This window comes from Arthrobacter sp. SDR-2R (assembly GCF_057747955.1).
In genome coordinates this window covers 85,098-109,176 of sequence record NZ_CM173231.1, presented here as the reverse complement: position 1 = coordinate 109,176, position 24,079 = coordinate 85,098, and the positions used below count along the sequence as shown (strand labels likewise).

The window sequence follows — 24,079 nt, the reverse complement described above, 5'->3', positions numbered from 1 at the left end:
CTGCATCACCGGTGGCCAGCCATGTAACTCGTGCGCCGACGCCGGGAAGGAGTTGCCTGTGACGCTTCCCGGGCACGCTTTCCGCGGATGGGATGACGCACTGACCGACTCCTTCCTGGCCGGGGATGAGCACGCCCTGGCAGCGGCCTACCGTGAGTTCGCGCCCCTGGTGCACACCCTTGCCTTGCGTTCCCTGCCGGACAGGGCAGCGGCGGACGACGTGACCCAGGAGGTCTTCATCCGGGCCTGGCGTTCGCGGAGTACCTTCAACCCGCAAGTGGCCAGGCTGCCGGCGTGGATCGTGGGAATCACCCGGAACGCCATCACCGATGCCCATTCGGCGGCAGCCCGGGAAGCACGCAAGGCCTTCGCGGCGGCCGGAGCCGGTATGGGAGAAGACGCCGGAACGGGAACAGAGGCGGCGGAAATGCTGGCGGACAGGCTGCTCTTGGACGGCGAACTGGAGAGGTTGGGCGAGCCCCAGGGGTCCATCATGAAGCTCGCCTTTTACGAGGACCTGACCCACGAGCAGATTTCACGCAAACTGGGCCTTCCCCTTGGTACGGTCAAGAGCCACATCCGCCGGAGCCTGTCGCACCTGCGAAGCAGATTGGAGGTAGACCATGCCGCATCTTGATCCGGAACAGTTGAGCCTCCTGGCACTTTACGACGGCTGGGAGGACCCGGGTGCACGGGAGCACCTGGCTGCCTGCCCCGAGTGCGCCGCCGATTTTGCCGCCCTGCGCCGCACGGTGGACGCGGTGAAGACCGCACCGGACACCAGCCGCCTGGCCGTGCCCGGGCCACAGGTATGGGCTGGAATCCACCGGGAACTGGGCCTTTCGGGGTCCGTGCGGGAGGATCCGCTGGCGGCGGACGCCGCCAAGGGAAACAGCGTGGGTCCGGCGGCCGCACCTGTGGACGCGCCGCCGTCGAACGTTATCCCTATCCGCCGGCGGACCAAGGGTGCCTGGTGGCAGCGCCCCGGTACGTGGGTGGCAGCTGCAGCCGCAGCCGTCCTGGTGGTGGTTGGTGCGGTGTTGACCTTGACCCGTCCGCCCCAGCCCCAGCAGCTGGCCTCTGCCCAGCTGGCGCCGCTGGCGCAGCACTCCGCCGCAGGATCGGCCAAGGTGGTGACGGCGCCCGACGGTTCCCGCAACCTGGAAATCAGCCTGGACAAGGATGAAGCCAAGGGTTACCAGGAGGTGTGGCTGATTGCGCCGGACCTTTCCCGGCTGGTCAGCCTGGGCGTCATGAACTCCACATCCGGAACGTTCCAGGTGCCCAGCGGCCTGGACCTCTCCCAGTACTCGGTGGTGGATGTTTCCGACGAACCGATGGACGGCAATCCTGCGCACTCCAGCGTGAGCATCGCCAGGGGCACCCTGTCATCCTGACGCGGTCAGCCGCCGAAGTGTGAGTGCGGGGCACCTTCCGGCAACCGCTCCAGCAGTTCCTCCGCCACCTTGCGCAGCTTGATGTTCCGGTGGCTGGAAGCCTTGGCAAGGATGGAGAAGGCCTCCTGGTACGAGCACCTGTTCTGGGCCATGATCACGCCGCAGGCAACGTTGATGGAGGTGCGGCTGTCCAGGGCCGAACGGAGGTCGGTGGCCAGCGAGCGGGCGGAGTGCAGGTTGATGGCCATCTGCAGGCTCTTGGCCGCCAGGGCGGCAAAGGTGCGTGCCTCGGCGATGGCCTGCAGCGGGAAAGCCTTCGAGTCGTGCGCGAAGAAGGCAAGTGCGGCGGCGGTCCGGCCGGGGCCACTGCTGCCGATCGTTTGGTCATCTTCCGCGGGGTCCGCTTCCAGACGGAGCCGTACGGCAAGGGCACTGCCGAACCCTGATAACTGCAACTGCGACGAATAGTGCTGCCACCGGAAATCCCCGTTCCGCTGGAGCACCGCGACGGGGTGCCCGCCTGACATGACGTCAGTTACCGGCCCCTCGTCCATTTCCCGTTCCCAGTCCAGCATCCGCACTACTTCACCGGTGGTGCCCGTTATGGCAGGAGTCCGCTTGGCCTGGTGCAGCACCAGGCCGCAGCCCACGTCAATCCCGGCGGTGGCGGCCACATGGTCAGCCGAGGCGGCCACCAGCAGCCTAAGGGAATCGGAGAGGGTCTGGGCGCCGTTGACCAGGTCCAGCACGAGGGCGGGGTTCCGGGGTGCACCGCGTTCACGGCCGCGCGGCGCCGGATGGGGCACGCGCGTCCTGCGGGCGTTCGCTGCGGAAAGAGGGCCGGCGACGGCTGGGGGAGAGCCCTTGGTCTCAAAGGACTCCTCGTCGCCGGCCCCGCTTAGTACCCGGGTCCTATGAACCGGGAAGCCTGGGTTTACCTGTCGTGCATGCATTGCCAGTCTCACACCCCCTAGTGAGCCAAGTACCGGAAAGCAGAACAGGTCTTGTCTCTGTGAAAAACCTAATGGCCGTCCAGCCCCCAGTGGATGCGTAACCAGTACCTGTTTTTCCGATTAGGGAGTACTTGGGCGCGCCCTGCGGAAACCCCTCAGGCGTGTTGCCACAGGTGGGAAGCGGGTCGCTTGGCGGCCCAGGGGTGAGGCCGCGCTGCCGCCCGGTCAACGGAGCACTTGACTCCCGAGGCGGGCCCCCCAACAATAGTTTCTATAACGTTGTAGAAACCAAGCCGAGGATGCCTTCGTGACCCAGCCAGAACCCGCCGCAGCAAAAATCACCGTCGACCCGTCGTTCACCGTGGGGCCGGTCCGCCGTCGTACGTTCGGTGCCTTTGTTGAGCACCTTGGCCGGTGCGTCTACACCGGCATTTTTGAACCGGACCACCCGGATGCCGACGACGACGGGTTCCGGAGGGACGTCCTCGCGCTCACCCGCGAACTGGGGGTATCCACCGTCCGCTACCCCGGCGGCAACTTTGTGTCCGGCTACCGCTGGGAGGACGGGGTGGGCCCGGTTGACCAGCGGCCAGTGCGCCTGGACCTGGCCTGGCACTCCACCGATCCCAACACGGTGGGCGTGGACGAGTTCGCCACGTGGTCCGCCAAGGCCGGCGTTGAACCCATGATGGCGGTGAACCTGGGCACCCGCGGGGTCCAGGAGGCGCTGGACCTCCTGGAGTATTGCAACATCGACGCCGGCACGGCGCTGGCCGGCCAGCGCCAGGCGAACGGTGCCCGGGACGGCTATGGCATCAGGATGTGGTGCCTGGGCAACGAAATGGATGGCCCCTGGCAGATCGGCCACAAGAACGCGCTGGAATACGGCCGCCTGGCCGCCGACACTGCCCGTGCCATGCGCATGATGCAGCCGGACGTGGAGTTGGTGGCCTGCGGCAGTTCAGGGCCCACCATGCCGACTTTCGGTGAGTGGGAACGCGTGGTTTTGACGGAGACCCACGAGCTGGTGGACCTGATCTCGGCGCACCAGTACTTCGAGGACTTCGGCGACCTGCAGGAACACCTCGCCGCGGGACACAAGATGGAGGCCTTCATCCGCGACCTCGTCAGCCACATCGACCATGTGAAGTCGGTCAAGAAATCTTCCAAGCAGGTGAACATCTCCTTCGACGAGTGGAACGTCTGGCACATGAGCCGCGACGAGTCCAAGGTGCCCACCGGCAAGGACTGGCCCGTGGCCCCCGTCCTGCTGGAGGACACCTACACGGTGGCGGACGCCGTCGTCGTGGGGGACCTGCTGGTCACGCTGCTCCGCAACACGGACCGCGTCCACTCCGCCAGCCTGGCGCAGCTGGTGAACGTCATCGCCCCCATCATGACCGAGCCGGGCGGCCGCGCCTGGAAGCAGACCACCTTCCACCCCTTTGCCCTGACCTCACGGCACGCCTCCGGCACCGTCCTGCAACTCGCCGTCGAATCCCCACTGGTCAGCGGCGGCACGACAACTGACGTCGCCGCCCTGTCCGCCGTCGCCACGTATGACGCGGACAAGGGCGAAGCCGTGGTGTTCGCCGTCAACCGGTCCGCCGGCCAGGCACTGACGCTTGACGCAGCCGTGGCCGGGCTGGGCGATGTCCGGTTGCTGGAGGCGGTGACCTACGCCAACAAGGACCCGTACTGGCAGGCCAGCGCCGACGATTCCACCTCTGTCCTGCCATCGGAAAACGGCACCGTGAAGGTGGACGGCGGGAGGCTCACCGCCGAACTCCCCGCCGTGTCCTGGTCCATGATCCGGCTGTCCGTGGACAGCTGACCCCCCCGGGGGCGGGAGGGCAGGGGCGCCCTTATGACGACGGCGGGCCGCAGGTGGGAGGATGGACGGCATGGAACTGCACATCACGGGCGATCCCGCCGCGGACAAGTTGTTGAGCGAGGACGACTTCGCCCTGCTGACCGGCATGCTGCTGGACCAGCAGGTGACGATGGAATCGGCCTTTGCCGGGCCCGAGAAGATCCGCAGCCGGATCGGGTCGCTTAAGCCGGAGGCCATCGCCGCGCAGGACCCCCAGGCGTTTGTGGAGATGTTCAAGGAACGGCCCGCCGTACACCGCTTCCCCGGTTCCATGGCCGCCCGGGTGCAGGCGTTGGCCGAGGCCGTCCAGAGCGAGTGGGACGGGGACGCCGCGGCCATCTGGACCAAAGGGTCACCGGACGGGGCCGAGGTGCTGCGCCGCCTCAAGGCCCTGCCCGGATTCGGCGAGCAGAAGGCGAAAATCTTCCTGGCCCTCCTGGGCAAGCAGCGCGGCCTGAATGCGCCGGGATGGCGTGAAGCCGCGGGACACTATGGTGAGGACGGCAGCTACCTGTCAGTGGCAGACATCGTGGACCCGGAATCCCTGGCAAAAGTGCGCGCCAGCAAGCAGGCCGCCAAAGCAGCGGCGAAAGCAGGAAAAGAACGTTAATGGCAGTCACCATGAACGACGTCGCACGGGCGGCGGGCGTTTCCCTCAAGACCGTTTCCAACGTCCTGAACGACTACGAATTCATCCGTCCGGCCACCAAGCAGCGGGTGCAGGATGCCATTGCGGAGCTGGGCTACGAAGCCAACCTCACGGCGCGCAGCCTCCGGTCCGGCAAGACTTCCATGCTGGGGCTGGTCCTGTCCGACCTCTCCGCCCCGTACTACGCCGAGCTGGCGTCCAGGCTGATGAAGGCCGCTTCCCGCCGGGGTTACCGGGTGCTGGTGGAGCAGTCCGACGCGGAAGCGGCCGCTGAACTGGGCGCCCTGCAGGGGACGTTCCGGCAGCTCACCGACGGCCTGCTGTTCACGCCGCTGATGGTTGACGCGGAGGCCATTTCCGCGCGTGCCGGCAGCAAGCCGCTGGTGATGCTCGGCGAGCACATCATGGATCCCCGCTTCGACCTGGTCACGATGAAGAACGGGGAAGCCGCGGCGGCGCTCACGGCGCACCTGCTGGCCGGCGGCCGCCGCCGCATTGCCGTGATCGGGGCGAACGCCGGGGAGACCTCCGGCAGCGGGGGCCTGCGCCTGAACGGATACCGGAAGGCGCTGGAGGCAGCCGGCATCGCGTTCGACCCTGCCCTGGTGGTGCCTGCGGAGTGGCGCCGCGACACCGGCGCCGCCGCCGTGGCCGGCCTCCTGGCATCCGGCGTGGAGTTCGACGCCGTCTTCGGGCTGAACGACGTGCTGGCACTCGGCGCATTGCACGAACTCCTGATCCGCGGGGTTAAGGTGCCCCAGGACGTGGCCGTGGCAGGCTTTGACGACATCGACGAAGCCCGGTTCGCGTCCCCGTCCCTGACCACCGTCTCGCCGGGCATGGACGAGATCGCGGAACGGTCCATCGGCCTGCTGCTGGACCGGATCGCCGGGCGCGAGACATCCGGGGCGGGCGTGCACGTGGAGGCCGGGTTCGAACTAAAGATCCGCGAGTCCGCGCCGTAGTTCCGGTGCTCTGGTCCCGGCGCCCTGGTTTCGGGCGGGCAGGTTTCGCCTGCTCCGCAAGCGGGTACGCCTATGCCACCGGTTCAAGAGACGGAAAGGTGCCGCCATGATTGCCCTCCTGGTCATCGACATGCAGAACGCTTTCTTCGAAACCCCCGAACTGGCAGCCCAGCGGGAACGGGTGGTCAGCGAGTGCAACCGGCTGCTGGAAGGGTTCAAGGCCGCCGGCCACAAGGCGCTGCTGGTGGGCACCGAACACGAGCGGGACAAATCCACCTGGACCCTCAGCATGCTCGACGACGACCAGGGGTTCATCTTCCGCGGCAGTGAACAGGCCCAGTCCGTGCCGGGGCTCATCACCGAAGACCTGCCCCAGCTGAACAAGACCCGCGACAGCGCCTTCGTGGGCACCAACCTGCTGGCCCGGCTGCGGAACTGGGGAGCCGACCAGGTGGTGCTCGCGGGCGTCTCAACCCAAAACTGCATTGCCCAGACCGCCGCCGATGCATTCGCGCACAACATCCGCGTGACGTATGCCAGGGACGCCATGGCCTCCGAAGCCGACCAGGACGCCGCCGACATGCTCCGCATCCTTTCCGCTACCTACCGCCAGCCCGTCCAGTCCAGCGGGGAGATCCTTTCCGGGCTCAGCAAGTAGGCCCCACCGGTCAGCAAGCAGGCTCCGGATAGACCGGCCTGATGCTGCTGAAACCTGGCGGAAACGTGCCGGGTCTACGCTGGAGCCCACGCCGTTGGCCGTCGAAGGGAAATCCATGCATCTGATGCCGCGTGAGCAGGAAAAGCTCATGATCGTGGTGGCCGCGGACCTGGCCCGGCGCCGGCAGTCCCGCGGCCTGAAACTTAATTACCCGGAGGCCGTGGCCATCATCAGCTATGAACTGATCGAGGGCGCCAGGGACGGCAGGACCGTTGCCGATCTCATGAGCTACGGCACCACCCTCCTCAGCCGCGAGGACGTCATGGAGGGCGTGCCGGAAATGATCCACGACGTGCAGATCGAGGCCACCTTCCCCGACGGCACCAAGCTCGTCACCGTCCACAACCCCATCCGCTAAGGAGAGCCGCAATGATCCCAGGCGAGTACGTTCTCCGGCCGGAGCCCGTGACCGCGAACGCGGGCAGGGACGCGATCGAGGTGGCCGTGACCAACACCGGCGACCGGCCCGTCCAGGTGGGTTCCCACTTCCACTTCGCCGAGGCCAACGCTGCCTTGTCCTTCGACCGGGACGCCGCCTACGGCCGGCGCCTGGACATTCCTGCGGGAACGGCTGCGCGGTTTGAGCCGGGGGACTCCCGGAGCGTGCGGCTGATCGAACTGGCCGGGCGCCGCGAGGTGTTCGGGCTCAGCAACGCGGTCAACGGAAAGCTCGACGGCGGCACCCGCCAGGAAGGGGACGTCCAGTGAGCTTCGAGATCCCGCGCCGGCAGTACGCGGACCTGTACGGGCCCACCGCCGGTGACAGGCTCCGCCTGGCGGACACCGACCTGTTCCTCGAGATCGAACAGGACCTCACCGTCTACGGTGAGGAAGTAGTGTTCGGTGGCGGCAAGGTAATCCGCGACGGCATGGGCCAGAACGGCCAGGCCACCCGCGATGAGGACATTCCCGACACCGTCATCACCAACGCGGTGGTCCTGGACTACACCGGCATCTACAAAGCGGACGTGGCACTCAAGGACGGGCATATCTTCCGCATCGGCAAAGCCGGGAACCCGCAGATCACCGACGGCGTGGACATCGTCATCGGGGCCGGCACCGAAATCATCGCCGGCGAACGGAAGATCCTCACTGCCGGCGGAATCGACACCCACATCCACTTCATCTCCCCGGACCAGGTGCCCACGGCCCTGGCCAGCGGGGTGACCACCATGATCGGCGGCGGCACCGGCCCTGCCGAAGGCACCAAGGCCACCACCGTCACACCCGGAAAGTGGCACATCCAGCGGATGCTGCAGGCGGCTGAGGGGCTGCCCATCAACATCGGGCTGTTCGGGAAAGGCCACGCGTCCGCCGTCGAACCTTTGGCCGAGCAGATCCGCGCCGGCGCCATCGGGCTGAAAGTCCACGAGGACTGGGGATCCACCACCTCCTCCATCGACACCTCCCTGAAGGTGGCGGACGAGTACGACGTCCAGGTGGCCATCCACACCGACACCTTGAATGAGTGCGGATTCGTGGAGGACACCATCCGCGCCATCGACGGCCGCGTCATCCACACCTTCCACACGGAGGGTGCCGGCGGCGGCCACGCCCCGGACATCATCAAGATTGCCGGCATGCCCAATGTCCTGCCGGCCTCCACCAACCCCACGCTGCCCTATACGCGGAACACCATCGAAGAGCACCTGGACATGCTCATGGTGTGCCACCACCTCAACCCGGACATCCCCGAGGACGTGGCCTTCGCCGATTCCCGGATCCGGGCCGAGACAATCGCCGCCGAGGACGTCCTGCAGGACCTGGGCATCTTCTCCATCACCTCCTCCGACTCCCAGGCAATGGGCCGGGTGGGCGAGGTGATCACCCGCACCTGGCAGGTGGCGGACAAGATGAAGAAACAGCGCGGGGTGTTGGAAGATTCCGCCGCAGGAATCCATGGCAGCGCGGGCAGCGACAACTTCCGGCTCAAGCGCTACGTGGCGAAATACACCATCAACCCCGCCATCGCCCAGGGCATCGCCGACTCCGTAGGGTCCCTGGAGGTGGGCAAGTTCGCGGACCTGGTCCTCTGGGATCCCGCATTCTTCGGCGTCAAACCGGAGCTGGTGCTCAAGGGCGGGCAGATCGCCTACGCACTGATGGGGGACGCGAACGCCTCCATCCCCACTCCCCAGCCCCGCACCATGCGGCCCATGTTCGCCACGTTCGGCAAAGCCATGCAGCAGTCCTCCATCACCTTCCTGTCCCAGGCCGCGATCGACGCCGGGGTACCCCAGGAACTGGGGCTGGAAAAGGTCATCCGGGCCGTCTCCGGCATCCGGACCCTCACCAAGGCCGACCTCAAGTACAACGACGCCACCCCCGACATCCAGGTGGACCCGGAAACGTACCAGGTAACCGTCGACGGCGAGGACGTCACCTGCGAACCCGCGGACGTCCTGCCCATGGCCCAGCGTTATTTCCTGTTCTAGACCCCACCGGAGCCCCCACGTGATCATCGACAAAGTCCTCGGCAACCTGCACGACCTTCCGGACCCCGAAACCTACGCCGGGCTGCACCGGGAAAAGGTGGTGCTTCCCAGCTCCCAGCTGGTCAAACGCATCCAGCGCGCCACCACCGACCACGGAAAGGAAATCGGCATCCGCCTCCCCTCCGGCTCCGGGGACCTCCGCGACGGCGACATCCTCCACGTGGAAGAGGCCAACATGATCGTGGTGTCCGTGCTGCCCACCGACGTCCTGGTCATCGCACCCCGCACCATCTCCGAAATGGGCGTCACCGCGCACTCCCTCGGCAACCGCCACCTCCAGGCCCAGTTCTTCGACGCCGCTTCCGAATACGGGGCGGACGTCATGGTGTGCGCCTACGACCACACCGTCGAGGACTACCTCCGCCACAATGCCGTCCCCTACACCCGCCAGGAACGCGTCATGCCTGTACCTTTCCGCCATGCTGAGCACAGCCACTAACTATCAGCTGGCGCTTCAGCAGCTTGTCGATTCCGCTTTGCCTACCGGGGCGTTTGCGCACTCCCTTGGGTTCGAGACATACATCGAGCGGGAGCTCGTATCTGATGAAGAGTCCTTCGGTATCTGGCTCGGCGCGTTCATCGGGCAGCAGCTGACATACTCTGACGGGCTCGCCATCCGCTTTCTCTACGGGGGTGTTGATGTGGGGGAGCTGGATACTTTGCTCTCTGCGTCCCTGTTGCCCCGGCAGGTGCGGGAGGCGGGCATCAAAATGGGGCTTCGGTTGCTGGAGATCGGGGCGGAGGTGTTTCCGTCGCCTGCGCTGGAACTGTACCGGGACCTGGTGACCACGGGCCGGGCCGCCGGGCACCAGCCGCTGGCGTTCGCCGTCGTCGCCCGCTCCCTGGGCGTGCCGCTCCAGGAGGCGCTCGCCGCCTACCTCTTTGCCACCGCCACCTCCCTGACGCAGAATGCCGTCCGCGCCATCCCCCTGGGGCAGAACGCCGGGCAGCGGGTGCTGCGGAAAGCGCACGACGACGTTGCTGCCGCCATCGACAGCATCGCCCGCCTGACGCTGGACGACTTCGGCGCCGTCAGTCCGGGGCTGGAAATCTCGCAAATGCGGCACGAACGCCAACGTGCCCGGATGTTCATGAGCTGACAGTGCCTGTAAATACTGTGCTTTTGAGTCAAAGGAGGACATATGTCTGAACCCATCAAGATCGGCATCGGCGGCCCCGTGGGAGCCGGCAAGACCCAGCTCGTGGAGCGGCTCACCCGGCACATGAGCGGCGGGATCTCCATGGCCGCCATCACCAACGACATCTACACCATCGAGGACGCCAAGATCCTCGCCGCCAACGGCATCCTCCCCGTGGACCGGATCATCGGCGTCGAAACCGGCGGCTGCCCCCACACCGCCATCCGCGAGGACACCTCCATGAACACCGCCGCCATCGAGGAACTCAAAGCCCGCCACCCCGACCTTCAGGTCATCTTCGTCGAATCCGGCGGCGACAACCTTTCCGCCACCTTCAGCCCCGAACTCGTGGACTTCTCCATCTACATCATCGACGTGGCCCAGGGCGAAAAGATCCCGCGCAAAGCCGGCCAGGGCATGATCAAGTCCGACCTCTTCATCATCAACAAAACCGACCTCGCGCCGCACGTCGGGGCTGACCTGGCCGTCATGGAGCGGGATTCCAAGGAATTCCGAGGCAACAAACCGTTCTGCTTCACCAACCTGAAAACTGACGAGGGCCTGGACAAGGTCATCGACTGGATCCGGCACGACGTCCTGATGCTCGACCTGGCGCAATAGACATGGCAGTCGTGGACTTGCCCAAATCCGGCGAAGCCGCCGGATCCAGCCACGGACAGTCACCTATGGGGCGGCTTGAGCTGGGCGTCACTTTGCGGGGCCGCCGGTCCCTTGCCTCACATCAGTTCCATGAGGGGGCCCTTCGGGTACTCCGGCCGCACTACCTCGATGACTCCGGGCAGGTTTGTTATGTCGTCGTGAATCCTGGCGGGGCGTATCTTGGCGCTGACCTCTTCCTTGTTGATGTTGAGGTCCAGGATGGGGCCGACCTTCTCCTGACCACCCAGTCCGCCACGAAGGTTTACCGGACTCCCGGGTCTTTTGCAGAGCAGCGGATGACTGTGCGGCTGGGGGAGGGGGCGCGGCTGGAACTCATGCCCGACCAGCTCATCGCCTACCGCCAGGCCAGTTACCGGCAGCGGACCTCCGTGACCCTGCGGCCGTCGTCGAGCCTGGTCATGGCCGAGGTAGTAACCCCCGGCTGGTCGCCCGACGGAGCCGCCTTCCGGTACCAGGAAGTCCGGCTGCGCAACGACATCCATATTGAGGCCGCTGATGGTGACCCGCAGCTGCTGGCACTGGACAACCTGCTGATCCGGCCGCCACTCCACGACGTCACCGGACTCGGCTTCATGGAGGGATACAGCCACCTGGCGTCGCTGGTGGTGGTGGACGCACGGGTGGACCAGGCGCTCGCCGACCAACTCCACGGCCTCACCGCCGGCCGGGAATCGCTGACCGGCATCTCCCTGACCCGCACCGTGGCAGGCACAACCGGACTGGTGCTGCGGAGCCTCTCCCACAGCACCGACGAACTGAACCTGCTGCTCCGTTCCTGCACGGACCTGCTCCGCGGACTCTGGTACGGCCAGGCCCCGCTAAACCTGAGGAAGCACTGATGACCAGCATCGGCATCCTCTACCGTGACCGGGACCTGCTGCCGCTCCGGACCCGGGTGCTGTTCACTTTCGGTGCGGTAGCCGCGCTCCATGCCGCCGCCGTCGTCCTTTTGCTAGCCGGGACCTTCGGCGCAGGAAGCCGGCCGCTGTCCTCGGGGCTGGTGCTCACCGCTTACCTCGCAGGCGTGAAGCACAGCTACGACTGGGACCACCTCGCAGCGATCGACAACTCCACCCGCAGGTTCGTTGCCCAGGGGCAGGACCCGGTGAGCGTGGGCTTCGCCTTCAGCCTGGGCCACAGCTCAGTGGTGACCCTGGCAGGCGTGCTGGTGATCGCCGGCGCGTCCGTGGTGGGCGGACTGATGCAGGACGGTACGGCCGGAAACCTGGTCCTGGGCCTGATTGGCAGTGGTGTGTCCGGCCTGTTCCTGCTGGCCATCGGACTGTTCAACGGCTCCGCGTTCACCCGCTCACTTTCTGCCTACCGGCGCGCCCGTGATGGCGCCACCATTGGCCACCGGGACCTGGCGCCGCAGGGGCTGGTGGCGCGGCTGCTCGCCCGTCCGCTGTCCCGGGTGCGCCGGCCGGGGAGCATCTATGTGATCGGCTTCCTGTTCGGCCTGGGCTTTGATACTGCCACCACCATCGGGCTGCTGATGATGGCGACGGCGGCCTCGCTGGCCGGGGTGCCGCCCTTCGCCTTGCTTGCGCTGCCGCTTGCCTTCGCTGCCGCGATGACCCTGTGCGACTCGCTGAACGGCATGGCCATGATGCGGATGTACCGCTCCGCGTTGGATGATCCCCGGCGGAAGCTCGGCTTCAACGCGCTGGTCACGGGCATTTCCGCGGTCTCGGCGCTGTTCATCTCGGTGATTACCTTGGCCGGGTTCTTCCACGCGGCCTTTGCCCCTGAGGATCCGCTGACCGCGTGGCTGGCGTCCGTCGACCTGGGCGACGCCGGCCTGCTGCTGGTGGCGCTGCTCCTGGCCGTGTGGGGCGGGGCCGGGCTGCGAGGGAAGGCACTTCGAAACACCTAGCAGGGCGCGGTGCGGCCTTGACTGCCGCACCGCGCCCTGCGGTGGTCCTGAGGGGGTTCTTTAGCCGAAGTCGGCTACGTAGCTCGGAACTCCGACGGCGTCGGTTGACACCGGTGCGCCGGTGTCATTGACCACGTGGTCCAGCGTTCCCGCGCCGAGGTTCACCGTCAAAAGGCTGTGCAGCCTCACACCCGGCGTTACCGGAACCTCAAAGCCACGGGTGGCGTGGATGCTTGGATCCACGTTGTTGTACACGTAGCTGCCGCCGCCCCACAGCTCGTGGGTTTTGACGGAATCTGCCACCTTGTAACCTGCCCAGCCCAGGACGCCGTCGTGCTGCCACGCTGCCTGGTTGGGCGCGTCGTAGGGGAGCTCATTCTGGAAGAAGACGGTCTTGCCGCCTTCGCCGTTCCAGATGACGTTGTACTGCTGGTAGTGCTCCACGAACAGGCCCGTGGCGGTGACGTTGTTGCCGTTGACGATCACGCCGTTCGCGCCGGTGTTGGTGGTCCAGCCGACGCCGTTCCCATGGTCGGCGCGCCAGGCCCAGATGTGGTCCAGGAGGACGTTGTCGCTGTTGACTTCCAGGCTGACCGAAGCCTTGCCAACATGCGGGCCGCCGATGCGGAAGAACACGTCGTGGAGCGTGGTGGGGTTGGCCGGATCACTGTGGGCGGCGGAGTTGGCCGGTCCGCTCCCTGCGCCCTGGCGGGCCTTGCCGACGCGCATCAGGGCAGGTGACTCCACCTCTCCGGCATCTATGGTGACGGCGGCGACGTCGACACCAGGGACATCCGCCACCGTCAAGGGGACCGCTCCGTTGACGGCGGTGAGGGTTGCCATGCCCAGCCCGAGAACGACGGTTCCTGCCCGCTTGACCTCGATGCTTTGGTCAACGTCGTACACCCCCGGGGTCAGGAGGAGGTGCTTTCCCCTGGCCAGCTGGGAGTTGATGGCCTGCACTGAATCGCCGGGCTTCGCGACATAGAAGTCGGCCAAGGGGATGCTGCGGCCCTCTGTGGGACCGTTTTCCCACGTGGTCCCGGCAGAGTCCTGGCGGACGGCGGGCAGGAACACGTTGTACTGGCCGGCCTGATCCAACGTCAAGTACGGCTTCTCGCGGCTGATCGGCGTGGCGGCCAGGGTGGTGTACGGCGGGTTCGGGAAGGACTGCGGAGGCGCCCCGTTTACGCCCGAGAACACCTGGTTCCACACTCCGTTGGACCAGCTGCCGATGCTGCTGTTGCGGACCAGGTACTGCTGCTGTGAGCCGTTGATGACGGCGCCCGTCTTTGAATCCGCGATGAAGCCGCCACTGGCGTACTGCGGCCCTGCCGTGCAGTAGTCCATGAGGGAAAGGTTGCCGCCGGTGATGTTGATCCGCCGCATGGGTGAGGCCTGCGAAGCCGCCCAGAAGTTCGCCGAGCTGCGGCAGCCTTCAAGTCCGGTGACGTTGATGGTGAGGTTGGACAGCGAACGCCAGAAGTTGTTCAGCGCGATGCAGTTGTCCGCGGACAGGCAGCGGTTGTAGACGTCCACGTGCCCGTTGATGGTGACGTCGGTGGGTGCAGCACCCAGCCCCGCAACCTCCGTGGAGTAGCCCACCTGGACAATCAGCGGCTGCTCCGGGGTTCCATAGGTGCCGGGTTTGAACAACAGGGAATAGCGTTTGGTCCCCATTTCGTCGTCCACCTGCTGCGCCGCGATGGAGTCCACCGTTGCCTGGATCCGGGCCACCGGCATGCTGGGGTCGAAGACGTACACATTGGGTCCGAAGGGGTGTTGCGTCGCCTGTGGAGGAGCCGGGATCGCGGCCGGCAGGGGGGCCTGGGGCGCGGCTGCCTGGGTCGGGGCCCATGCCTGTGGTGCGGCGGGCGACGCGACGGCCATTCCTCCTCCGCTGCCTATCAGGCCGGCCAGGAGGACCGCAGTGCCGGTGACGTGTCTAAGGGGGCTTTTCATTCGCCGCGGTTGGGGGCCGTTGGGCCTTTCGGCGCGCGGCGGTTGGGGCAGGTGGGCTAGCGGCATTGCTGGTCCTGTTCGTCGGTGGGATTCGTTGAGACGGATGTGGGCGGCGAAAAGACGCGGCCGTGGGAGCGCTCTCGTCGGGGAAGCCTAACACCGCAACGGGGGGTCGACAAGGGCATATGGGAGCGCTCCTACCTCATCTTGACAACCATCTGTGAGATGGGACACCATTTGGTGAGAGCGCTCCCACCGCGGATCGGCCTCCGACCCGTCCCCACCGCTCCCCAGCCCCACCGTCCATCGGACCAATGGGGCATTTCTGACGAAGGAGTCTTCCCCTGTGAAAAACCCCAGCAAGTTCTCCGTGCTTTCGGCTGCCGCCGCGTGCCTTGCCCTGTCGTTGACCGCGTGCGGTTCCTCATCGCCCGAGAAGGCAGGAGTCAACGGTGCAACGGGATCCGAGCCCGTAACGCTCACGGTCGGCACGTTCAACGAATTCGGCTACGAGGCGCTCTTTGAGGAATACAAAGCCCTGAATCCGAACGTGACCATCGTGCACAAGAAGGCGGCAACCACGAATGAAGCACGGGACAACCTCACGACGCGCCTGGCCGCCGGCTCAGGCTTGTCCGATATCGAGGCCGTAGAGGTGGATTGGCTCCCGGAACTCCTGCAGTATCCGGACCGCTTCGCGGACCTGAGCGACCCCGCTGTTGAAGGTCGCTGGCTGGACTGGAAGGCCGAGGCCGCCACAACCGCCGACGGCAAGCTTCTTGGCTACGGGACCGACTCCGGCCCTGAGGCCGTCTGCTACAACGCTGAGCAGTTCAAAAAGGCCGGCCTGCCCACCCAGCGTGAGGAAGTTGCCAAACTGCTGGGCACCACGTGGGACAGCTACTTCCAAGCCGGGAAGGCATTCAAGGCCGCCAGGCCGAAGTCCGCCTGGTTCGACTCCGCCGGGGCTATCTACCAGGGCATGAGCAACCAGCTTGACAAGGTCTACGAGGAGGAAGACGGCACCGTCATCGCCACGGAGAACCAGAAGGTCAGGGACACCTACAACCAGGTCCTCAAAGCCTCCACCGAGGACGGGCTGTCAGCTCATCTCAAGCAGTGGAGCGATGACTGGGCTTCCGGTTTCCAGACCGGCGCCTTCGCCACCACCCTTTGCCCGGGCTGGATGCTCGGTGTCATCGAGGGCAACGCGGCGGGGGTCGCCGGCTGGGACGTGGCCAACGTCTTCCCAGGCGGCGGCGGAAACTGGGGCGGGTCCTACCTGACGGTCCCCACCCAGGGCGCGCACCAGGCCGAGGCGAAAAAGCTGGCAGGCTGGCTGACCGCACCCGAACAGCAGATCAAGGCATTCACTGCCAAGGGCACCTTCCCCAGCCAGAAGAAGGCCCTGGAAAGCAGTGAACTGTTGGACCAGACGAACGGGTTCTTCAACGGTGCGCCCACCGGCCGGATCTTCGCCGAACGCGCCAAGGCCGTTGACGTGACGCCTTTCAAGGGAAGCAAGTTCTTTGCCATCAACGACGCCATGCAGCAGGCCCTCACCCGGGTGGATGTGGACAAATCCGACGACGCCGCCTCCTCCTGGGAGAAGTTCGCCGCCGCGGTGAAAGCCCTCTAGGCATGACTGTCACCGACCGGGTCAAGCCCCAAAGCGCCGGGGGACAGTCCCCGCGTCCGGCGGGCGCGAAGAGTGTCCGGCGCCTGGCCTTCTCGCAGCAGGTCTCCAGGTGGGACGTAAAGCTGTCCCCCTACCTCTACATCTCGCCGTTCTTTATCCTGTTCGCCGTCACCGGGCTGTTCCCGCTGGTGTACACGGCATGGGTTTCCCTGCACAACTGGAACCTCATCGGCGGCCAGGGGAAGTTCACGGGCCTGGAAAACTACGCCTTCATCGTGGCCCAGCCCTACTTCTGGAACGCCGTGGGCAACACCTTCAGCATCTTCATCCTGTCCTCCGTTCCCCAGGTTGTTATCGCCCTGGTGATAGCGGCGGTGCTGGACGCGAACCTGAGGGCGAGGACGTTCTGGCGGATGGGGGTCCTGGTCCCCTTCGTCGTGGCGCCGGTGGCAGTAGGCCTGATCTTCAACAATCTCTTTGCGGACCAGTTTGGGCTGGTTAACGGGATGTTGACGGCGGCAGGGCTGGACCCGGTCCGGTGGCATTCAGAGCCCGTTGCGAGCCACCTGGCTATTGCCACCATGGTGAACTTCCGCTGGACCGGCTACAACGCGCTGATCTTCCTCGCAGCAATGCAGGCCATACCCCGGGATGTGTTCGAGGCGGCAACAATCGACGGCGCGGGCAGGCTGCGGCAGTTCTTTTCCGTGACCGTTCCCATGCTGCGGCCAACGGTGATCTTCGTGGTGATCACATCCACCATCGGTGGTCTTCAGATTTTCGACGAACCGCGGGTTTTCGACCAGTCCGGCCTGGGCGGAGCGGACAGGCAGTGGCAGACGCTGACCATGTACATCTGGGAACTCGGCTGGGGCCAGCGCAACTTCGGCAGGGCATCTGCCGTGGCCTGGCTGCTCTTCCTGATCATCGTGCTGATCGCCCTGCTCAACTTCCTCATCACCAAACGCATCGCAAGCAACGGAGGCCGCAAGTGAGCTCCATTCCCATGATCGAACAGTCCGCCGGGAAAGGGGCGGCCAAGGCAGCAGCGCGGCGCGGGCCAGGTACCCGGAAACAAAGGTCGGGCCACGGAAGTGACCGCCGGCCCGGCTTCCTCACCTACGGCTTCCTGGGCGCTGTCCTCCTGGCGTCCCTCTTTCCGCTCTATTGGTCCTTCCTGGTGGGCAGCCACGACAACACCGTACTGAGCCGCGGCATGCCGCTGCTGCCTGGCGGGAACTTCCTGGCCAACGCCGCCAAAGTCTTTGACAGCATTCCGTTCTGGAAGGCAATGGGCAACAGCCTTATGGTCTCCTGCGTGACGGCGGCATCCGTCGTCGTGTTCTCCACCCTTGCCGGATTCGCCTTCGCCAAGCTCCGCTTCCGCGGCAGCAAGGCGCTGCTGGTGTTTGTCATCGCAACCATGGCCGTTCCCACCCAGCTCGGCGTAGTCCCGCTGTTTATCCTGATGTCCAAACTGGGATGGACCGGATCCCTCTGGGCCGTCATCATCCCCGGCGTTGTTACCGCATTCGGCGTCTTCTGGATGACCCAGTACCTGCGCGACGCCCTCCCGGATGAACTGATTGAAGCTGTGAGGATGGACGGTGCTTCCATGATCCAGGCCTTCTGGCACGTCGGATTCCCGGCGGCAAGGCCTGCTGCCGCCATGCTCGCGTTGTTCACTTTCGTGGCCACCTGGACGAACTTCTTCTGGCCGTTCATTGTCCTTGACCCTTCGAACCCCACCCTTCCGGTGGCCCTGCAGCTGCTCCAGGCGGCCCACTTCGTGGACTACTCCGTGGTCCTGGCCGGCGCAGTCCTGGCCACCATCCCGCTCCTGCTCCTCTTTATCGCTGCAGGCCGGCAACTCGTATCTGGAATTATGCAAGGAGCAGTCAAAGGATGAGTCCCACCCGACTTGAATTTCCGGAGGGTTTCCTCTGGGGCGCGGCAACAGCTGCCTATCAGATCGAAGGCGCAGCACACACCGGCGGCCGAGAGGACTCCATCTGGGATGTGTTCGCCCGGCTGCCCGGTGCCGTCGCGGACGGCCACAACGGTGACGTGGCCTGCGACCACTACCGGCTCTACAAGCAGGACGTGGCGCTCATGGGCAAGCTGCACATGAAGGCGTACCGGTTCTCCACGTCCTGGGCGCGCTGCGTGCCCGACGGCGTCACACCCAACCCGGAAGGGATCGCCTTCTACTCCCGCCTGGTGGATGAACTGCTGGCCGCCGGGATCACGCCATGGCTGACCCTCTACCACTGGGACCTGCCACAGGCACTTGAAGAGAAAGGCGGCTGGGCCAACCGGGACACCGCATACCGTTTCGCCGAGTACGCGGCCCTGATGCACAGCGTGCTGGGGGACCGGGTCCGCATCTGGACGACCCTTAACGAGCCGTGGTGTTCGGCTTTCCTTGGCTACGCTGCCGGCATCCATGCCCCGGGGCGTCAGGAACCCCGTTCAGCCCTTGCTGCGGCACACCATCTTTTGCTGGGCCACGGCCTGGCGGTCCGGGAACTCCGGCGCCGAGACGCTTCAACGTCCCTGGGCATCACCCTGAACCTGACGGTCGCCGATCCCAGGGACCCCGGCAGCGCCGGCGACCGGGACGCTGCCAGGCGGATCGACGGGCAGTTCAACAGGATTTTCCTTGACCCGTTGTTCCGCGGCGAGTATCCGGACGATCTCCTGGCAGACGTCGCACACCTGGGAATGGCTGACCTGGTGCATGACGGTGACCTGGATCTTATTTCCACGCCGCTGGACCTGCTGGGCGTCAACTACTACCACGGTGAATCCCTCACGAAGGACCCGGCGGACCCCGGGGAACAGGCGGGTCAGGAGACGACGTCGGTCCCCGGGCAGACAGCGCGCCCGGTGTCCTCCCCTTTCGTGGCGGCCGACGGGGCGCGGTCGGTTCCAAGGGGCCTGCCAAGAACGGGCATGGGCTGGGAGGTCCAGCCGGAGGGGCTGCGGCGCCTGCTCAACCGGCTGCATGGAGACTACACCGGACCCGCCGGGATCCCCATCTACATCACCGAAAACGGGGCCGCCTACAATGATGTTCCCAATGAAGCGGGGTTCGTGGACGACCAGGACCGGCTGGGGTTCTTCGCAGCCCATCTCCAGGCCGTCCACGGGGCCATCGAAGACGGCGTGGATGTCCGCGGCTATCTCGCATGGTCCCTGCTGGACAACTTTGAATGGTCCTTTGGATACCATCAGCGCTTCGGCCTGGTCCGGGTGGACTATCCAACCCAGAATCGTGTCCCGAAAGCGAGCGGTTTGTGGTACGCGGCGGTGGCATCCGGCAACGCCATGACGGCGGCCAGCAACCTCGTGCCGGCATCAGGCCAAGGTGTCGTATTGTCGGTGTAATGAACGCAAACTCCAGCCGCCCGGCCCCGGCAGGGGCGGGGCGGCCAAGTCCAACGCTGGAGGACCTGGCGTCGGCCGCCGGCGTGTCCCGCTCTACTGCCTCCCGTGCCATCAACGGCGGATTGAAGGTGAGTCCCGAAGCCAAAGCGGCCGTCGACGCCGCGATCCTCGCTTTGGGCTACACGCCCAACCGTGCTGCGCGGAGCCTGGTTACCCGGCGTGCGGGTTCGGTGGCCCTGGTGATCCCTGAACCTGATGCCAGGGTCATGATGGACCCTTATTTTGCTGCGGTGATCACGGGAGTCAACGAGGCACTGCGCGATACGGACCTGCAGCTGGTCCTGCTGATGTCCCGGGCAGGGGACGATTCTGCACGGACCATCCGCTACCTGCGCGGCGGTCACGTTGACGGCGCGATCGTGGTGTCCCATCACCGGGCGGACGACTGGGTGGAGACCCTGGGAGCCACCGGGCTGCCAACCGTCTTCATCGGCAGGCCGTGGGACACGGCATCCGGGATTCCCTACGTGGACCTGGACAACTTCGAGGGCGGCCGGTTGGCAGCGCGGCACCTGGCCGGCATCGGCCGCACCAGGCTCGGAACTGTTGCCGGCCCTACGGACATGACAGCCGCCGTCGACCGCCTGGAAGGTTGGCTGCAGGGATTGCGGGAAGCCGGCCTCCAGCCCGGGCCCGTCATCCACGGGGACTTCACGACGGCGGGAGGTGCGGAGGCTACGGAGCACCTGCTGTCCACGGCGCCTGAGGTGGACGGGATCTTCGCTGCGTCCGACCTCATGGCGCTTGGCGTCGTGGACACTCTTCGAAGTGCGGGCCGCCGTGTGCCCGTCGACGTGGCGGTTGTCGGCTTCGATAACCATTCCATCCAGGCGGCGAACGGCCTGGGACTGACAACGGTGGCCCATCCCATGGTGGAGATGGCTGCTGCGGCAGGAAAGCTTCTGGTCAGCGCCATCGGAAACCCCGAAGAGGCATCGGAACCGGTCATCTATCCGGCGGAACTGGTGGTGCGCGGGAGCACCGCCCCGTGACCCATTAACCCAGTAACCCGCGAACCTACAGCCCCGGGTTAGGCCGCTATCCCGCCCTTGACTCTCCGGTGCTGCCGGTGCCGGGCCGGTGCCAGGCGTGAGTGCGCCCCGGCGAGGACCTCGCTGCCGTCAGGCACCGTGCTGTCGCTGTCCAGGTGGGCGCCGTGTTCGATCAGGACGCTGGAACCAATCCTTGAGTGGCTGCCAATGTGGACCCGGTTGCCGATCACCGTGCCCCGGCCAATGCGCACGCCATCGCCGATCACCGTCCGGTCACCGATCGTCGCGTCCCGGTCGATCCAGCTGCCGTGTCCAATCCGGCAGCCTGCACCCACCCTGGCCCCGTGTTCCACATAGCTCATGGAGCCGATCCTGGCGCTGTCGGCCACGATGGCTCCAGGTGCAATGAGGCCGCCGCCGTTGTCGTGGCGGGCATACCGGGTGACCTTGCCGGCGTCGTCCTCAACTGACACAAACTTTGCGGTCATACCATCCCTCGTTAACGCCGCGGTTATTTACCGCGCAGTAGGTTAACGGCTGGGAGTGCCGTGGGATTCCCAATCGGGAAGGTAAAGAGGCCGAAAGCTACGCCACCAGGTTGGCTGCCGCGGTGTCCATGTGTTCCAGGATGGTCTTGCGGGCCAGGGTGGCATCCCCGGTGTCGATGGCGGCGACGATGTCCTTGTGCCGGTCCACGCTCATGTTGCTGACGCCTTTTTCCAGGCCGGCGAACATGATGGACATCCGGATGGAGCCCTCCAGGGATTCCCAGGAGTGGAGCAGTGTTTCGTTGCCGGTGAGCCGGCACAGCGTGCGGTGGAATTCGAGATCGGATTCGATCCGCGCCTCAAGGCTGCCGCTGGCCGCGGCCTCCATGGCGTCAATGGCCTTGTGCAGTGATTCGGTGACCTGCTGCCGGTCCGGCAGTTCGCACAGGGTCCGGGCAGCCAGGGACTCCAGGGCGGCGCGGACGGAGTAAATGTCCCGGATTTCCTTTTCGTCCAGGTGCCGGACGGACAGCCTGCCGCGGGGGCCGGCGGACAGCAGGCCCTCCTGCTCCAGTTGGCGGAGGGCTTCGCGAAGGGTGCCGCGGCTGATCTGCAGCATCTCGGACAGCTCGGTTTCCACCAGGTGGCGGCCGGGTTCCAGTTCTCCGCTGGTGATGGCGGTCCTCAGCGCCGAGAGCGCCTGCTCGCGCAGGCTCTTCTTTTCCAGTCCCAGCAAGGGGGCGGTCAGTCCGGCCATGGCTTCTGTCCTCAATGTCATAAGTCGACTGTTTACAGTCGGTAGTAGTTTCGATAGTACGGCAGAATGCACGGCACCGGCTTAGGACCGGTGCCGTGCATTTTCCATCTGGTGCCTGGCCTTTAGCCGAGTTCGGCCAGGACCTTGGCGACGATGCGGTCTGTGGCCAGCCCGTAGCGCTCGTGCAGGGTGGGCAGGGCGCCGGCGTCCAGGAACTGGTCGGGGAGCGCCACGGGCACCACCCGCTTGCCCAGGCCCGCGGTGACGACGGCGGAGGCGACGGTTTCGAACAGTCCGCCCACCACGGAGTGGTTTTCCAGGGTGACGGCGAGCCGGTCGGTGTTGATCTCCTTGAGGACGGTTTCGGCGTCGAACGGCTTGATGGTGGGGGTGTGCACGACGGCGACGTCCACGTTGTGTGCCGCCAGCGCCTTGGCTGCCTGCAGCGCACGCATGGTCATCAGGCCGGAGGAGATGAAGACGACGTCGTTGCCGCCGCGCAGCACCTTGGCCTTGCCGAGTTCGAACGTGTAGTCGTACTCGTCCAGGACGGTGGGCACGTTGCCGCGCAGCAGGCGCAGGTAGGTGGGTCCTTCGGAGGCGGCGAGCTGCGGCACTGCCTGTTCGATGTCGATCGAGTCGCAGGGGTCCACGATGGTCAGGTTGGGCATGCCGCGGAAGATCGCCATGTCCTCCGTGGCCTGGTGGCTTGGGCCGTAACCGGTGGTCAGGCCGGGCAGGCCGCCCACGATGTTGACGTTCAGGTTCGGTTCGGCCGCGTCCAGGCAGAGGAAGTCGTAGGCGCGGCGGGCGGCGAACACCGAGTAGGTGGACGCGAACGGGACGAGGCCGGTTTCGGCCAGGCCCGCGGCGGCGCCGAAGAGCAGCTGCTCGGCCATGCCCATCTGGAAGAACCGCTCCGGGAAGGCCTTGGCGAAGATGTGCATGTCCGTGTACTTGCCCAGGTCCGCGGTCAGGCCCACGATCCTGTCGTTCTCCTGCGCGGCCTTGACCAGGGCGTGACCGAACGGCGCGGAGGACGTCTTCTGTCCCGGGTCCGCGAAGGATGCGATCATCGCCGAGGTCTTCAGCTTCGGCTTGGCCGCGGCTGCGGTATCGGGAGCCTCGGTGGTGGTGCTCATGCTGAAGCCTTTCCTTCATATCCGGCGGTGAGCTGCTCGCGGCAGGTCTGCCATTCGTTTTCTTCGATGCGCATGAAGTGCGCCTTTTCGCGGTCCTCGAGCAGGGGGACGCCGCGGCCCACCTTGGTGTCGCACAGGATCACGGAGGGACGTCCGACGGCGGCGGCCTGGGCGGCTGCGTTGTCGAACGCTGCCAGCAGCGCGCCGACGTCGTTCCCGTCCACCCGCTGCGTGTACCAGCCGAACGATTCCCACTTTTCGGTGACCGGCTCAGTCCGGAGCACGGTGTCGGTCTTGCCGTCGGCCTGCAGGGCGTTGATGTCCACCATGGCGGTGAGGTTGCCCAGCTGGTGGTGGTGCGCGCCCATGGCCGCTTCCCAGGTGGAGCCCTCGTCCAGCTCGCCATCGGAGAGGAAGTTGAACACCCGGGCGCTTGAGCCCTGGTAGCGCAGGCCCAAAGCCATGCCGACGGCGATGGTCAGGCCGTGCCCCAGGGAGCCGCCGGAAATTTCCATGCCGGGGGTGTAGGTGGACATCCCGGACATGGGCAGCCGCGAGTCGTCCGAGCCGTAGGTTTCCAGCTCCTCGACCGGGACGATGCCGGCCTCCGCCAGGGCGGCGTAGTGGCCGATGGCGTAGTGCCCGGTGGAGAGCAGGAACCGGTCCCGGCCCTCCCAGTGCGGGTCATCCGCGCGGAATTTCAGCTGGTCCCCGTAGACGGCGGCGAGCATGTCCGCGGCGCCCAGTGCCTGGCCCACGTACCCCTGGCCCTGCACCTCGCCCATGTTCAGGGCGTGGTGCCGGATCCGGTAGGCGGCGGCGCTGATCCTGTCCACACGTTCCGGGGTCACTGCGGTCTGCAGTGCGTTGTCCTGGACTGTATCTGTAGGCATTACTGGCTCC

General features: G+C 66.0%; 25 protein-coding genes. 19 read left to right on the top strand and 6 right to left on the bottom strand.

The window, feature by feature from the left end; genetic code table 11:
* Positions 1-58 precede the first annotated feature (58 nt).
* Together AC3ANU_RS00515 and AC3ANU_RS00510 are read left to right on the top strand one after the other, a co-directional pair.
* On the top strand, positions 59-637 hold the full coding sequence (locus tag AC3ANU_RS00515; protein ID WP_018770915.1) for an RNA polymerase sigma factor: 579 nt from the start codon (positions 59-61) through the stop codon (positions 635-637).
* Complete coding sequence (locus AC3ANU_RS00510) at positions 624-1,397, top strand: anti-sigma factor domain-containing protein (RefSeq protein WP_488315230.1); 774 nt, start codon at positions 624-626, stop codon at positions 1,395-1,397. Before AC3ANU_RS00515 ends, AC3ANU_RS00510 begins: the two co-directional genes overlap by 14 nt.
* A 5-nt stretch (positions 1,398-1,402) precedes the next feature.
* Here the strand turns inward: AC3ANU_RS00510 and AC3ANU_RS00505 are convergent, their stop codons facing one another.
* On the bottom strand, positions 1,403-2,203 hold the full coding sequence (locus AC3ANU_RS00505) for an ANTAR domain-containing protein (protein ID WP_488315229.1): 801 nt from the start codon (positions 2,201-2,203) through the stop codon (positions 1,403-1,405).
* A 454-nt stretch (positions 2,204-2,657) separates the two neighbouring features.
* Between AC3ANU_RS00505 and arfA the strand changes: the two genes are divergently transcribed.
* From arfA to AC3ANU_RS00445, 12 genes are all read left to right on the top strand, one after another.
* Positions 2,658-4,184 carry an arabinosylfuranosidase ArfA gene (arfA, locus tag AC3ANU_RS00500; protein WP_488315228.1) on the top strand — a complete coding sequence of 509 codons (1,527 nt, stop codon included), beginning with the start codon at positions 2,658-2,660 and terminating at the stop codon, positions 4,182-4,184.
* Between the two features lie 61 nt (positions 4,185-4,245).
* Complete coding sequence (locus AC3ANU_RS00495) at positions 4,246-4,833, top strand: HhH-GPD-type base excision DNA repair protein (protein WP_018770911.1); 588 nt, start codon at positions 4,246-4,248, stop codon at positions 4,831-4,833.
* The gene (locus AC3ANU_RS00490; RefSeq protein WP_018770910.1) at positions 4,833-5,837 is read left to right on the top strand and encodes a LacI family DNA-binding transcriptional regulator; all 1,005 of its coding nucleotides are present in this window, start codon (positions 4,833-4,835) and stop codon (positions 5,835-5,837) included. Before AC3ANU_RS00495 ends, AC3ANU_RS00490 begins: the two co-directional genes overlap by 1 nt.
* A gap of 106 nt (positions 5,838-5,943) precedes the next feature.
* A complete protein-coding gene (locus tag AC3ANU_RS00485) occupies positions 5,944-6,495 on the top strand; it encodes a cysteine hydrolase family protein (RefSeq protein ID WP_488315227.1) in 552 nt (183 codons plus the stop codon).
* A gap of 115 nt (positions 6,496-6,610) precedes the next feature.
* Positions 6,611-6,913, top strand: coding sequence for an urease subunit gamma (locus tag AC3ANU_RS00480; RefSeq protein WP_026266013.1), 303 nt, complete (start codon positions 6,611-6,613; stop codon positions 6,911-6,913).
* Positions 6,914-6,924: 11 nt separating this feature from the next.
* The gene (locus AC3ANU_RS00475; RefSeq protein WP_018770907.1) at positions 6,925-7,263 is read left to right on the top strand and encodes an urease subunit beta; all 339 of its coding nucleotides are present in this window, start codon (positions 6,925-6,927) and stop codon (positions 7,261-7,263) included.
* Positions 7,260-8,990 (top strand): urease subunit alpha, encoded by a 1,731-nt coding sequence (gene ureC, locus AC3ANU_RS00470; RefSeq protein WP_488315226.1) that lies wholly within the window; start codon positions 7,260-7,262, stop codon positions 8,988-8,990. The genes AC3ANU_RS00475 and ureC overlap by 4 nt, the downstream gene beginning before the upstream one ends.
* A gap of 19 nt (positions 8,991-9,009) precedes the next feature.
* Complete coding sequence (gene ureE / locus AC3ANU_RS00465; protein ID WP_018770905.1) at positions 9,010-9,489, top strand: urease accessory protein UreE; 480 nt, start codon at positions 9,010-9,012, stop codon at positions 9,487-9,489.
* Positions 9,470-10,150, top strand: a complete 681-nt coding sequence (locus AC3ANU_RS00460) for an urease accessory protein UreF (protein WP_018770904.1) — start codon at positions 9,470-9,472, stop codon at positions 10,148-10,150. Before ureE ends, AC3ANU_RS00460 begins: the two co-directional genes overlap by 20 nt.
* Positions 10,151-10,192: 42 nt before the next feature.
* Positions 10,193-10,810, top strand: coding sequence for an urease accessory protein UreG (gene ureG / locus AC3ANU_RS00455; RefSeq protein WP_488315225.1), 618 nt, complete (start codon positions 10,193-10,195; stop codon positions 10,808-10,810).
* Between the two features lie 65 nt (positions 10,811-10,875).
* The gene (locus AC3ANU_RS00450; protein ID WP_235509724.1) at positions 10,876-11,709 is read left to right on the top strand and encodes an urease accessory protein UreD; all 834 of its coding nucleotides are present in this window, start codon (positions 10,876-10,878) and stop codon (positions 11,707-11,709) included.
* Positions 11,709-12,746, top strand: a complete 1,038-nt coding sequence (locus tag AC3ANU_RS00445; RefSeq protein WP_488315224.1) for a HoxN/HupN/NixA family nickel/cobalt transporter — start codon at positions 11,709-11,711, stop codon at positions 12,744-12,746. Before AC3ANU_RS00450 ends, AC3ANU_RS00445 begins: the two co-directional genes overlap by 1 nt.
* A gap of 60 nt (positions 12,747-12,806) precedes the next feature.
* On the opposite strand, the gene AC3ANU_RS00440 is transcribed toward AC3ANU_RS00445, so the two are convergent.
* Positions 12,807-14,636: an adenylyl cyclase gene (locus AC3ANU_RS00440; protein ID WP_488315223.1), complete on the bottom strand. Its 1,830-nt coding sequence runs from the start codon at positions 14,634-14,636 to the stop codon at positions 12,807-12,809.
* Between the two features lie 418 nt (positions 14,637-15,054).
* Here AC3ANU_RS00440 and AC3ANU_RS00435 point away from each other — a divergent pair, with 418 nt between their 5' ends.
* From AC3ANU_RS00435 to AC3ANU_RS00415, 5 genes are read left to right on the top strand one after another with little or no spacing between them, the layout of a single operon-like run.
* The gene (locus tag AC3ANU_RS00435) at positions 15,055-16,347 is read left to right on the top strand and encodes an ABC transporter substrate-binding protein (protein ID WP_488315222.1); all 1,293 of its coding nucleotides are present in this window, start codon (positions 15,055-15,057) and stop codon (positions 16,345-16,347) included.
* A gap of 2 nt (positions 16,348-16,349) precedes the next feature.
* The gene (locus AC3ANU_RS00430; protein WP_488315221.1) at positions 16,350-17,342 is read left to right on the top strand and encodes a carbohydrate ABC transporter permease; all 993 of its coding nucleotides are present in this window, start codon (positions 16,350-16,352) and stop codon (positions 17,340-17,342) included.
* Positions 17,339-18,256, top strand: a complete 918-nt coding sequence (locus AC3ANU_RS00425; RefSeq protein ID WP_268002451.1) for a carbohydrate ABC transporter permease — start codon at positions 17,339-17,341, stop codon at positions 18,254-18,256. Before AC3ANU_RS00430 ends, AC3ANU_RS00425 begins: the two co-directional genes overlap by 4 nt.
* Positions 18,253-19,737, top strand: a complete 1,485-nt coding sequence (locus AC3ANU_RS00420; protein ID WP_488315220.1) for a glycoside hydrolase family 1 protein — start codon at positions 18,253-18,255, stop codon at positions 19,735-19,737. The genes AC3ANU_RS00425 and AC3ANU_RS00420 overlap by 4 nt, the downstream gene beginning before the upstream one ends.
* The gene (locus AC3ANU_RS00415; protein WP_488315219.1) at positions 19,737-20,789 is read left to right on the top strand and encodes a LacI family DNA-binding transcriptional regulator; all 1,053 of its coding nucleotides are present in this window, start codon (positions 19,737-19,739) and stop codon (positions 20,787-20,789) included. The genes AC3ANU_RS00420 and AC3ANU_RS00415 overlap by 1 nt, the downstream gene beginning before the upstream one ends.
* A 38-nt stretch (positions 20,790-20,827) precedes the next feature.
* Here AC3ANU_RS00415 and AC3ANU_RS00410 read toward each other — a convergent pair whose 3' ends face one another.
* The 4 genes from AC3ANU_RS00410 to AC3ANU_RS00395 form a co-directional block, all read right to left on the bottom strand.
* Positions 20,828-21,277 carry a DapH/DapD/GlmU-related protein gene (locus AC3ANU_RS00410; RefSeq protein ID WP_018770894.1) on the bottom strand — a complete coding sequence of 150 codons (450 nt, stop codon included), beginning with the start codon at positions 21,275-21,277 and terminating at the stop codon, positions 20,828-20,830.
* Between the two features lie 97 nt (positions 21,278-21,374).
* Complete coding sequence (locus tag AC3ANU_RS00405; protein WP_018770893.1) at positions 21,375-22,034, bottom strand: GntR family transcriptional regulator; 660 nt, start codon at positions 22,032-22,034, stop codon at positions 21,375-21,377.
* Positions 22,035-22,156: 122 nt separating this feature from the next.
* The gene (locus tag AC3ANU_RS00400) at positions 22,157-23,176 is read right to left on the bottom strand and encodes a transketolase family protein (RefSeq protein ID WP_018770892.1); all 1,020 of its coding nucleotides are present in this window, start codon (positions 23,174-23,176) and stop codon (positions 22,157-22,159) included.
* The gene (locus AC3ANU_RS00395; protein ID WP_134165267.1) at positions 23,173-24,069 is read right to left on the bottom strand and encodes a transketolase; all 897 of its coding nucleotides are present in this window, start codon (positions 24,067-24,069) and stop codon (positions 23,173-23,175) included. Before AC3ANU_RS00395 ends, AC3ANU_RS00400 begins: the two co-directional genes overlap by 4 nt.
* Between the last annotated feature and the right edge of the window lie 10 nt (positions 24,070-24,079).

What these genes read in the sequence shown, in the direction of transcription:
- AC3ANU_RS00395 (WP_134165267.1), bottom strand. Translation starts at nt 24,069, where the DNA reads ATGCCTACAGATACAGTCCAGGACAACGCACTGCAGACCGCAGTGACC.
- AC3ANU_RS00420 (WP_488315220.1), top strand. Translation starts at nt 18,253, where the DNA reads ATGAGTCCCACCCGACTTGAATTTCCGGAGGGTTTCCTCTGGGGCGCG.
- AC3ANU_RS00405 (WP_018770893.1), bottom strand. Translation starts at nt 22,034, where the DNA reads ATGGCCGGACTGACCGCCCCCTTGCTGGGACTGGAAAAGAAGAGCCTG.
- AC3ANU_RS00510 (WP_488315230.1), top strand. Translation starts at nt 624, where the DNA reads ATGCCGCATCTTGATCCGGAACAGTTGAGCCTCCTGGCACTTTACGAC.
- AC3ANU_RS00410 (WP_018770894.1), bottom strand. Translation starts at nt 21,277, where the DNA reads ATGACCGCAAAGTTTGTGTCAGTTGAGGACGACGCCGGCAAGGTCACC.
- AC3ANU_RS00485 (WP_488315227.1), top strand. Translation starts at nt 5,944, where the DNA reads ATGATTGCCCTCCTGGTCATCGACATGCAGAACGCTTTCTTCGAAACC.
- AC3ANU_RS00480 (WP_026266013.1), top strand. Translation starts at nt 6,611, where the DNA reads ATGCATCTGATGCCGCGTGAGCAGGAAAAGCTCATGATCGTGGTGGCC.
- AC3ANU_RS00440 (WP_488315223.1), bottom strand. Translation starts at nt 14,636, where the DNA reads ATGGCCGTCGCGTCGCCCGCCGCACCACAGGCATGGGCCCCGACCCAG.
- AC3ANU_RS00460 (WP_018770904.1), top strand. Translation starts at nt 9,470, where the DNA reads ATGCTGAGCACAGCCACTAACTATCAGCTGGCGCTTCAGCAGCTTGTC.
- AC3ANU_RS00495 (WP_018770911.1), top strand. Translation starts at nt 4,246, where the DNA reads ATGGACGGCATGGAACTGCACATCACGGGCGATCCCGCCGCGGACAAG.
- AC3ANU_RS00475 (WP_018770907.1), top strand. Translation starts at nt 6,925, where the DNA reads ATGATCCCAGGCGAGTACGTTCTCCGGCCGGAGCCCGTGACCGCGAAC.
- AC3ANU_RS00400 (WP_018770892.1), bottom strand. Translation starts at nt 23,176, where the DNA reads ATGAGCACCACCACCGAGGCTCCCGATACCGCAGCCGCGGCCAAGCCG.
- AC3ANU_RS00415 (WP_488315219.1), top strand. Translation starts at nt 19,737, where the DNA reads ATGAACGCAAACTCCAGCCGCCCGGCCCCGGCAGGGGCGGGGCGGCCA.
- ureG (WP_488315225.1), top strand. Translation starts at nt 10,193, where the DNA reads ATGTCTGAACCCATCAAGATCGGCATCGGCGGCCCCGTGGGAGCCGGC.
- AC3ANU_RS00430 (WP_488315221.1), top strand. Translation starts at nt 16,350, where the DNA reads ATGACTGTCACCGACCGGGTCAAGCCCCAAAGCGCCGGGGGACAGTCC.
- AC3ANU_RS00450 (WP_235509724.1), top strand. Translation starts at nt 10,876, where the DNA reads ATGGGGCGGCTTGAGCTGGGCGTCACTTTGCGGGGCCGCCGGTCCCTT.
- AC3ANU_RS00490 (WP_018770910.1), top strand. Translation starts at nt 4,833, where the DNA reads ATGGCAGTCACCATGAACGACGTCGCACGGGCGGCGGGCGTTTCCCTC.
- AC3ANU_RS00445 (WP_488315224.1), top strand. Translation starts at nt 11,709, where the DNA reads ATGACCAGCATCGGCATCCTCTACCGTGACCGGGACCTGCTGCCGCTC.